The following is an 8,623-nucleotide window of genomic DNA, read 5'->3' as shown; positions in this document are numbered from 1 at the left end:
GGGCCCCGTCGCGCCCGGCGCGCGGCCGCTCGCCGTTCTGGCCCGCCGGGCTGTCCTCGCCCTCGGCGGCTCCTTCGGTCTGCGCCATGACGGCCTGACCGTCGGTCAGCTCCGCCCCGGGCGTCACCACGTAGCTGCGCCCCGCGATGCCCCCCTCGACAAAGACCTCGTCGCCGCTCGCGCGGATCACCTCCACCGTCTCGAACACGGCTTGGCCCGCCTCGACGAAGACCACGCGCCCTTCGGGGCTCACCGCCGAGACCGGCAGCGCCACGACCCCGTCGAGCGCCTCCTCCAGAATGCGCGCCTCCACGAAATCGCCAGGGCGCAGCCGCGCGCCCTGCTCGGCGAGCAGGGTGGCGATCGCGACGGAGCTTTCGCTGTCGTCGGTCGAGGTATCGAGCGCGAGCCTGTCGATACGGGCCAGCGCGCGGACATCGCCACTCGGGCGGCGGAGTTCGACCTCCAGCGGTATGGCCCGGCCATCCGCCCCGGTGATCCGCGACAGCGCCGCCTGCGACAGTTCGAGCCGCGCCTCCAGTTGGGTGAGGTCCACGATCTCGCCGATCGCCGCCGTCGTGACGCTCTGCCCCGCAAGCGGCGCACTGCCCGAGAATTCCCCGTCGATCGGCGCGACCACCTCGTGATCGGCAAGGGCGCGCTCGGCGCGCTCCACCGCCAGAACCGCCTGCTCGACCGCGATCTCGCCCTGCGCCACCTCGTTTTCCGCCGCGCTGATCGAGGCCTTCTGCGCCACGAGCCCCTGCCGCGCCGAAAGCTCGGAGGAGCGCGCGGCGTCGAGCGCCGCGACGCCGGACAGGCCACGATCCACCAGCGGGCGCGTGCGTTCCAGCTCGGCCTGGGCGATCTCGAGCTGCTCTTCGAGCAGGACCAGCTCCTCGGAGAGCTCGTTGACCCTGCGGCGGTCATTCTCAAGCGCGGCTTCGGCCGCGCGCTGGGAGATCTCGGCCTCGCGCAGGGTGCTGGCGGCCTCCGCATCGTCGATCTTGAACAGCACGTCGCCCGCCTCGACCAGCGCCCCGTCGCGCAGCCCCTCCTTGACGAAGGCCACCTCGCCCGAGACCGCCGCTGCCACCTGCGCGCTGCGCGGCGCGGTGATGCGTCCGTAGGCGATGGAGACGGGCTGCATCGTCGTGGCCTGGGCCGTCGCGATGTCCACCACCTCGCCTTGTGCCGCAGCCTCGCGCGTGCCGCGCCCCGGCCTACCCCCGGATCCGCCCCCCCGGCGCGAGACCGCGGTCTCCGTCTCCTCGGTCAGCGCGGCGCTCACCCGCGCGCCCTGCCATGTGGCAAAGCCTGCCGTCGACACCAGCGCGGTCGACAGCAGAAGGATCTTCACAATGCGTGCCATGTCTTCTCTTCATGTTTGCCGGGCGGCCCGGGCGCGGGTGGTCGCCCCCGGGGGGGACTGCGCCGCCGGTGCGCCGGGCTCGTGAGGCGATGGGTACGGCGGGCCCGAAAGGCCGCCTTTTTCCCTTTCTATGCAGAAACTCGCGCGATACCCCAGCGCGCCGCAGGCCGAGTTTGTCGCGAAATGTATCAGCCCTGTATCGGTGACAGCCCTTGCGACAACTCCATCGTGGTTGCGCGCGGCACGGGGCCCTAAACCGCCTTCGAAATAGGCAACACACGACCGGTCGCCGCCTCCCCCGCGGCGCGATCTAGGGAGCGGGGTCCGGCCGATTCTGGGCGCAGCACGATGTCGATCGCAGCGCGGCGCGCAAGGTTTGACGAGACATCGCTGCCGTCCAAGGGCTCGGCGTGACGCAGGAGGATCTGCGCGAAGCTCTCGGCAAGGCGATGCCGCCGGATTTCGCGGCCGCCACGGTGGCGCTCAGTGTGGGTGAGGATGAGCTGCGCGCGGCCCTGCCCGCTCCCGAAGCACAGACCGCCCCGGCGGACTGACCCGCGGCGCGCCACAGGTCGTTGACGGCCGTTTCGATCACAGCCGATGACCGAAGCGTCCTCCTGCCTTCGTGGCAGTGGCCCGGCGAGGTGCAAGAGCGCCCACTGCCGGAAAAATTCCCCCTCGATGCGACCCATTCTGTCCATGGGGGGTTGGACCGCGGTAAGCCATAGCAAATCGCATCAAACCATCCCAACATCGGCAGGATCATGAGTTCCGGATTATTCGCACTTCTCGACGACGTCGCCCTGATCGCCAGAACCGCCGCGGCATCGCTCGATGACGTGGCTGCGGCCACCATGAAGGCCGGCTCCAAATCCATGGGGATCATCATCGACGATGCCGCCGTCACGCCGAAATACGTGCTGGGGTTCATGGCCGACCGCGAGCTGCCGATCATCCGCAAGATCGGCATCGGCTCGCTGCGCAACAAGCTGCTGATCCTGCTGCCGGCAGCCCTGGCGCTGAGCTTTCTCGCGCCATGGGCCATCACGCCGCTGTTGATGCTGGGCGGGCTCTACCTTGCCTATGAGGGCGCGGAGAAGATCGTCGAAGTGGTGCTGGGGCACGGCCACGAGGCCAAGAAGAAGGCCGTTCTCAATGAGGAAAGCACGGTCAAGGGCGCGATCCGGACCGATTTCATCCTCTCGGCCGAGATCATGGCGCTGACCCTGTCGAGCGTGGCCGACCTGCCCTTCGTCACCCAGGCCGCGGTGCTCGGCGTGGTGGGCGTGTTCATCACCTTTCTCGTCTACGGCGCGGTGGCGATCATCGTGAAGGCCGATGATTTCGGCGCGGCGCTGGCCGCGCGGGGGCCGGACGGGCTGCTTGCCGGGTTCGGGCGCGGGCTGGTCAAGGGCATGCCCTATGTGCTCAAGCTGCTCTCCATCGTCGGCACGGCGGCGATGCTGTGGGTCAGCGGCGGCATCCTCGTGCACGGGTTGGAGAACTACCACATCTCCCGCCCCGAACACGTGGTGGAGGGTGCGACCCATTACGTCGTCACCCATGTGCCGCTCCTGCAGGAGGCGCTGGGCTGGCTGACGGGGGCCACGATCATGGGTGTGATCGGGCTCGCCGTGGGCGTCATTCTCGTTGCCATCATCTCGCTGCTGCCGCTGAAATCGCGCGCCCATTGAACGGGCATGGCCGGGCGATGCCGCCCGCCCGGCCATAGTCCGCGCGGGGCCTCAGAGCGACACGCCGCGCACCAGCTCGTCGCGGCCGACGGCATCGCGCGCGCCGGTCAGCGTTACCCGACCGCGCCGCATCACCACGCAGCTGTCCGCCAGCTCGTAGGCGAAATCGAAATACTGCTCGACCGGCACGATCGCCATGTCGCCCCGGTCGCGCAGCCGCCCGATTACCTGCCTTGAGACTGAAACCGGATCACCCGATAGAGGCCGACCCCCTATCGCGGCACGGCACGGCAACAACGCGAAGAGTTCGGGCAGGGCCGAGGCGCGACACGAAGCCCGGAACCCCGGCGCAGGGCTGCGGTTGTGGCGCCATGGGCAGGACGGACAGAAAGATGGGCGCGACACCGCCAGCGGGAAACGACGGAACGACGGCGCGCCCCCTCCGGCGACGCGAGCGCCGCGCATGATCTTCCGGCGGCGCGAGGCCCCCGCGCCCCTGACCGACGGCGCGTTCCTGCGCGCCACCAATGAGGCGCTCTCGACCACGGTCGCACGGGTCATGGGAGGGGCACCGCGGCTTGCCGTCGTCACCGCCCGCGCGGGCGACGAGACGCTGTGTTGCGGCGCGCTGATCCATGCGGCGGCGCGCGGCGGCGCGCGGGTCGATGTCATCTGCCTGACCCAGGAGGAGGAAACAGTACCGGCGCGCCGGGAGGAGACGGCGGACGCGCTGGCCTGCCTTGCGCCCGATGCGGCGCTGCACTGGATCGGCGCGCCCGCGGATGCGCTGCCCGCGCGGGGTCGGCAGTTCGACATGCTGGCGCGGCGGTTGCAGCCGCTCATCGCCCCCGATGCTGTGGTGCTGCTGCCATGGCACGGTGAGCCGCAGGCCGATCTCGCGCGCGGCCATGCGCTGGGCCGCGCGGCGATGCCCGAGGATCAACCGGCGCTGTGCTACCTCGCCGAAGCGCGATTTGCCCCCGAGGCGAAGGTGCCGCATGGGCTGCAGCTTCTGATCGCGCCGCCTGTCTCGGTCGCGGCCAAGCGGCGTGCGATGGGCCGGCACTTCGGGCGGCGTGAAGAGATGGCCGCGTCGGGCGGCGCGCAGGCCTCGGCGCTGGAGCATTTCCTGCAGCACCCGGAGCTCTACCTGCCCAGGTAGGCTTGGGCCTGCACCCCCGGCATGGCGCCGATGACGAGATGCACCGAAACATAGCTCAGCCCCAGCCGGCCATCGGCGAGGCCATGCTCCGCCCGCCAGCGCTGCTCAACCGCGCGCATCGCGGCGCGGCCCCAGCCCGCGCGCGCATTGCCGGTGACCCCGGTGGCCCGCAAATGGCGCAAAAGCTGCGGCAGATCGTCGAAACCCAGCACCTCGTGCCGCCGCTCCGCCGCGCGCGGCACAAGCCCCGGGGGCAGCAGAGCGGGCCAGTCGTCGGGATCGGCGTAGAAAAGCGGCGCGGGGGATGCCAGCGCCGCCAGCTCCGCGAAATGCCCCCGCCCGAAACCGCCGATCAGCAGCCGCCCCCCCGGCGCGAGGTGACGCGACATGCGCGCCAGAAGCGCCGCCGGATCGGCGATCCACTGGATCGTCGCGCCCGAGGCGATAAGATCGTAGCCCCCCCTCAGCGGCAGCCGCTCGATCGGGCCGGGGCGAAACGCGGGCCGCAGAGCCTCGGGCAGATGGTCGCGCGCTTCGTCCAGCAGATCGTTGGTCTCGAAGGCATCGAAGGCAAAGCGCCGGTGCAGCGCCCGGGTCAGCAGGCCGGTGCCGCAGCCGAACTCCAGCGCGCGCCCGATCCTTGGCCCGGCCCCATCCGCCGCCAGCATTCCGGCCAGGCGCTGCGCGCTCTTTGCCTGCACCCGCGCCGCGCCGTGATAGCTCGGCAGGCCGCGCCGAAAGGCGCGGGCCACGCGTTCGTGGGGCGGGCTCAATTCAGCACCTCGTCCCAATCGCGCCACAGGCCGAACGGCGCATGTGGCGCATCGACCTCGCGCGTGGGCACCTGCGCAAAGACGCGGTGCAGGTTCGCGGCGGGAAAGACGTGGTCGCGCGTCGCGATCACCGCGGCATCCCAGCCGCAGGGCGGCGCCGCCCCGCGCGCGGCCACGGCGTCGAGTTCCGCGCGCAGGGCCGTGATATCGGGGGCATCGAGCCGCGGCACCCCGGCCCGGTCGAGAAAAGCGTCGAGCACGTCGCGGCTCAGCCGGTCGCGGGTCCGCGCGAAGGCGGCAGGCGGAATGCCGAGGCGGCGATCGACAGGCACCGGGCTGCCGCAGATCGCCACGCGACGGTCGAACCGATGCGCGCGCCCCTCTTGCCAATGCGCATAGGCGGCGACACCGAAGGACCAGGCAACGAGGTATCGGCTGCGATACTGCGACAGCTGCGGCAGCTCGGCATCGAGAGCGCGCCAGTCCCAGACGAAGAGAACGTCGCGCCGCCCGCCAAGATGCGCCAATGGCGCGGCCCCCGCCGCCCAGCCGCCGAACACCACCACGAGTTCCGTGGCCCCGCCCGGCCCGGACAGCCAGCGCGACCGCATGATCCTAGAGCTCGCGCGCGAGGCGCAGCATCGCGGCGCAGACCCGGTCGATTTCCCCGGGCGTGAGGATGAAGGGCGGCATGGCATAGATGTTGTGCCCGAAGGGCCGCAGCCAGACCCCCGTCTCGCGCGAGACGGGGTGCGCCGCGTCGGCGCTGACCACATGGTCCATCTCGATCACCGCGATCGCGCCCAGCACGCGCACATCCCGAACGCCGGACATCTCGCGCGCGGGCGCCAGCGCCGCCTCCAACCGCTTCGACATCGCGCCCACCCGCTCGCGCCAGGTGCCATCGGCCAGAAGATCAAGGCTGGCACAGGCGGCGGCGCAGGCCAGCGGGTTGCCCATGAAGGTCGGCCCGTGCATGAACAGCCCCGGCTCGCCGCCGCCGATGGTGCGCGCGACATGCCCCGAGGCCATGACGGCGGCGAAGGACAGATGCCCGCCGGTCAGCGCCTTGCCCAGACACATGATGTCAGGGGTGACGCCCGCGAGATCGGCGGCGAACATCTCGCCGGTGCGGCCAAAGCCGGTGGCGATCTCGTCGAAGATCAACAGGATGCCCATCTCGTCGCACAAGGCCCGCGCCCGGCGCAGGTATTCGGGGTGATAAAAGCGCATGCCACCCGCCCCCTGCACCATGGGCTCGAGGATCAGGCCCGCGATCTGGTCGCCGTGCTCGTGCAAAAGCCGAGACAGCGCGGCGATGCCATTGGCCTCGTCGTCCTCGGGCCAGGGCTCGCCCATCGGCACCGGCGGACGGGGCGCGAAATACTGGACATTGACCGCGCCCCCGAAGACATGGTGCATCCCGTTGACCGGGTCGCAGACGCTCATCGCCTTCCACGTGTCGCCGTGATAGCCACCGCGCGGCGTGGCAAAGCGGGTGCGGCCGGGGTTGCCGGCGGCGATCTGGTGCTGCACCGCCATCTTCATCGCCACCTCGACCGCGACCGAGCCGCTGTCGCAGTAGAACACGTGGTCGAGCCCCTCGGGCGTCATCGCCACGAGGCGGCGGCCAAGCTCGACCGCGGGCCGATGCGTGAGCCCGCCGAACATGACATGCGGCAGGGTGTCGATCTGGGCATGCATGGCGGCGGTGATCGCCGGGTGGCGATGGCCGTGGATCGTGCACCACCAGGACGACATCGCGTCGATCATCTCCGTCCCGTCCTGAAGCGTGATCCACGCGCCCTCGGCGCGTTCGACCAGATAGGTCGGCCCCGGCGCCATGACGTTTGTGTAGGGGTGCCAGAGATGGTCTCGGTCGAACTCGGCGTCGGTCATGCGGCCTCCATCGTGGCGCGGATCGCGGCCATGTCGATGTCTTCGAAGCCTGTGCGCAAAGTCTCGGGCGTCAGCGGGTCGAGGTGGCCCAGCCGCCCCAGATGCGCCACCCTGCCCATATCGACGATGGTTTGCTCGACCCGCGGCGCGGCCGCGCCCGAGAAGATCACCCCCGCCACCGGTACGCCCCGCGCCCGCAGCGCCGAGAGCGACAGCAGCGAATGGTTGATCGTTCCCAGCGCGGTCCGCGCCACGAGCACCACCGGCGCGCCCCAGCGGGCGAAGAGATCGAGGAAGGTCGTCTCGTCATCTAGCGGCACCATCAGCCCGCCCGCCCCCTCGACCACCAGCGCGCCTTCGGCTTTGGGCAGGCGCAGCGATGCGTGGTCGATCCGTGCGCCTTCGGCCTCGGCCGAGATATGCGGGCTGGCGGGCAGCTTCAGCCGCACCGCCTCGGCCAGAACCGGACGCCCCGAAAGCCGCGCCACGATCTCGCTGTCGGTCTCTTCCTCCAGCCCCGATTGCACCGGCTTCCAATAGGTCGCGCCGAGCGCTTGGGCGAGGCCCGCGGAGACGATTGTCTTGCCGATGCCGGTATCGGTGCCGGTGACGATGATGGGCTTCATGCGGCAGCCTTTCGGATGTCGGCGAGATCGGCGAAAAGCGCGTCGATCTCGACCGTGGAGACATTGGGGGTGATCGAGACGCGCAGCCGCGCCGTGCCGCGCGGCACGGTGGGCGGGCGGATCGCCCGCACGTCGTGGCCCCGCGCCTGAAGCGCCGAGGCCAGCGCCAGCGCCTCGGCGTCCTCGCCGATGAGGACGGGCAGGATCTGCGTCTCGAACTCGCCGAAGCTCGCGCGCTGCGCGGCGGCATGGGCATGGCGGATGTTGCCCCACGCCGCATCGCGCAGATCGGGCCGCTCCGCCAAGTGCCGCAGGCTCGCCCGCGTGATAGCCGCATCAAGCGGCGAAGGTGCCGTGGAAAAGACGAAGTTGCGCGCGCGGTTGATCAGCGTATCGATCAGCACCGGATCGGCGCAGACCAGACCGCCAGCGCCGCCCAGCGCCTTGCCGCAGGTGTGCAGGCTGACCAGATCGACCGACGGGTCGAGCCCATGCGCCCGGCCCTGCCCCCGGCTGCCGTAAAGCCCGGTGGCATGGGCCTCGTCGACCACCAGAACCGCGCCGTCCTCTGCCGCGACGGCGGCGAGGTCGCTCAGCGGCGCAAGGTCGCCCTCCATCGAATAGAGGCTTTCGCAGGCGATCCAGGCGCGGCCCGTGCTGCCCTTCGCGCGCCAGCCCTTCAGCGCATTGCGCGCGGCATCGGCGTCGTTATGGGCAAAGGACACGGTTTCGGCCCGCCCGAGCCGCATCCCGTCATGCGCGCTGGCATGCACGAGTTCGTCGAACAGCACGAGATCGCCCTGCATCGGCAGGGCCGAAAAGACCGCGACATTGCCGGGAAAGCCCGCGCCCATGTAGAGCGCGGCGGGTGCCTCGAAGAAGGCCGCCGCCTCGCGCTCCAGCGCCTCGTGCTCGGCATCGTTGCCGCGCAACAACCGCGAGCCACCAGAGCCTGTCGCCACGCCCCGGTCGAGGGCTTCGCGCGCGGCATCGCGCAGAAGCGCGGAGCCCGCCAGCCCGAGATAGTCGTTCGAGGAGAAATCCCGCCCCGCGCGGGGGCTCAGCGCCCGCCTGCGGCCGCGCGCGCCAAGCGCGTC

General features: G+C 70.8%; 10 protein-coding genes. 3 read left to right on the top strand and 7 right to left on the bottom strand.

The features are described from left to right. A partial coding sequence (locus NHG85_RS00345; protein WP_253328703.1) for an efflux RND transporter periplasmic adaptor subunit occupies positions 1-1,372 on the bottom strand: 1,372 nt, incomplete at its 3' end. Positions 1,373-1,782: 410 nt separating this feature from the next. Here NHG85_RS00345 and NHG85_RS00340 point away from each other — a divergent pair. Next, on the top strand, positions 1,783-1,926 hold the full coding sequence (locus tag NHG85_RS00340) for a hypothetical protein (RefSeq protein ID WP_253328701.1): 144 nt from the start codon (positions 1,783-1,785) through the stop codon (positions 1,924-1,926). Positions 1,927-2,136: 210 nt separating this feature from the next. Next, on the top strand, positions 2,137-3,066 hold the full coding sequence (locus tag NHG85_RS00335; RefSeq protein ID WP_253328699.1) for a DUF808 domain-containing protein: 930 nt from the start codon (positions 2,137-2,139) through the stop codon (positions 3,064-3,066). A 51-nt stretch (positions 3,067-3,117) separates the two neighbouring features. On the opposite strand, the gene NHG85_RS00330 is transcribed toward NHG85_RS00335, so the two are convergent. Then, complete coding sequence (locus tag NHG85_RS00330) at positions 3,118-3,264, bottom strand: hypothetical protein (RefSeq protein ID WP_253328697.1); 147 nt, start codon at positions 3,262-3,264, stop codon at positions 3,118-3,120. A 265-nt stretch (positions 3,265-3,529) separates the two neighbouring features. On the opposite strand from NHG85_RS00330, the gene NHG85_RS00325 reads away from it, so the two are divergent. Beyond that, a complete protein-coding gene (locus NHG85_RS00325; RefSeq protein ID WP_253328695.1) occupies positions 3,530-4,228 on the top strand; it encodes a PIG-L deacetylase family protein in 699 nt (232 codons plus the stop codon). Here NHG85_RS00325 and NHG85_RS00320 read toward each other — a convergent pair. The 5 genes from NHG85_RS00320 to NHG85_RS00300 form a co-directional block, all read right to left on the bottom strand. After that, positions 4,213-5,001 carry a methyltransferase domain-containing protein gene (locus NHG85_RS00320; RefSeq protein WP_253328693.1) on the bottom strand — a complete coding sequence of 263 codons (789 nt, stop codon included), beginning with the start codon at positions 4,999-5,001 and terminating at the stop codon, positions 4,213-4,215. The two genes, NHG85_RS00325 and NHG85_RS00320, sit on opposite strands and share 16 nt — an antisense overlap. Beyond that, entirely contained in the window at positions 4,998-5,612 is a 615-nt protein-coding gene (locus NHG85_RS00315; protein WP_253328690.1) for a pimeloyl-ACP methyl esterase BioG family protein, read from the bottom strand. The genes NHG85_RS00320 and NHG85_RS00315 overlap by 4 nt, the downstream gene beginning before the upstream one ends. Before the next feature lie 4 nt (positions 5,613-5,616). Then, positions 5,617-6,900 carry an adenosylmethionine--8-amino-7-oxononanoate transaminase gene (gene bioA / locus NHG85_RS00310; protein WP_253328688.1) on the bottom strand — a complete coding sequence of 428 codons (1,284 nt, stop codon included), beginning with the start codon at positions 6,898-6,900 and terminating at the stop codon, positions 5,617-5,619. Continuing rightward, complete coding sequence (gene bioD / locus NHG85_RS00305; RefSeq protein WP_253328686.1) at positions 6,897-7,526, bottom strand: dethiobiotin synthase; 630 nt, start codon at positions 7,524-7,526, stop codon at positions 6,897-6,899. Before bioD ends, bioA begins: the two co-directional genes overlap by 4 nt. Continuing rightward, a partial coding sequence (locus tag NHG85_RS00300) for an aminotransferase class I/II-fold pyridoxal phosphate-dependent enzyme (protein WP_253328684.1) occupies positions 7,523-8,623 on the bottom strand: 1,101 nt, incomplete at its 5' end. The genes NHG85_RS00300 and bioD, both read right to left, overlap by 4 nt.

Origin of the sequence: Limimaricola litoreus, from assembly GCF_024159025.1 — a bacterium.
Lineage (GTDB): Bacteria > Pseudomonadota > Alphaproteobacteria > Rhodobacterales > Rhodobacteraceae > Limimaricola > Limimaricola litoreus.
The sequence above is the reverse complement of the archived record's forward strand: the minus strand, read 5'-3'. Positions and strand labels throughout refer to the sequence as shown.

Coding starts and splice junctions, on each gene's coding strand:
- NHG85_RS00335 (WP_253328699.1), top strand. CDS start 2,137: ATGAGTTCCGGATTATTCGCACTTCTCGACGACGTCGCCCTGATCGCC.
- NHG85_RS00330 (WP_253328697.1), bottom strand. CDS start 3,264: ATGGCGATCGTGCCGGTCGAGCAGTATTTCGATTTCGCCTACGAGCTG.
- NHG85_RS00325 (WP_253328695.1), top strand. CDS start 3,530: ATGATCTTCCGGCGGCGCGAGGCCCCCGCGCCCCTGACCGACGGCGCG.
- NHG85_RS00315 (WP_253328690.1), bottom strand. CDS start 5,612: ATGCGGTCGCGCTGGCTGTCCGGGCCGGGCGGGGCCACGGAACTCGTG.
- bioA (WP_253328688.1), bottom strand. CDS start 6,900: ATGACCGACGCCGAGTTCGACCGAGACCATCTCTGGCACCCCTACACA.
- bioD (WP_253328686.1), bottom strand. CDS start 7,526: ATGAAGCCCATCATCGTCACCGGCACCGATACCGGCATCGGCAAGACA.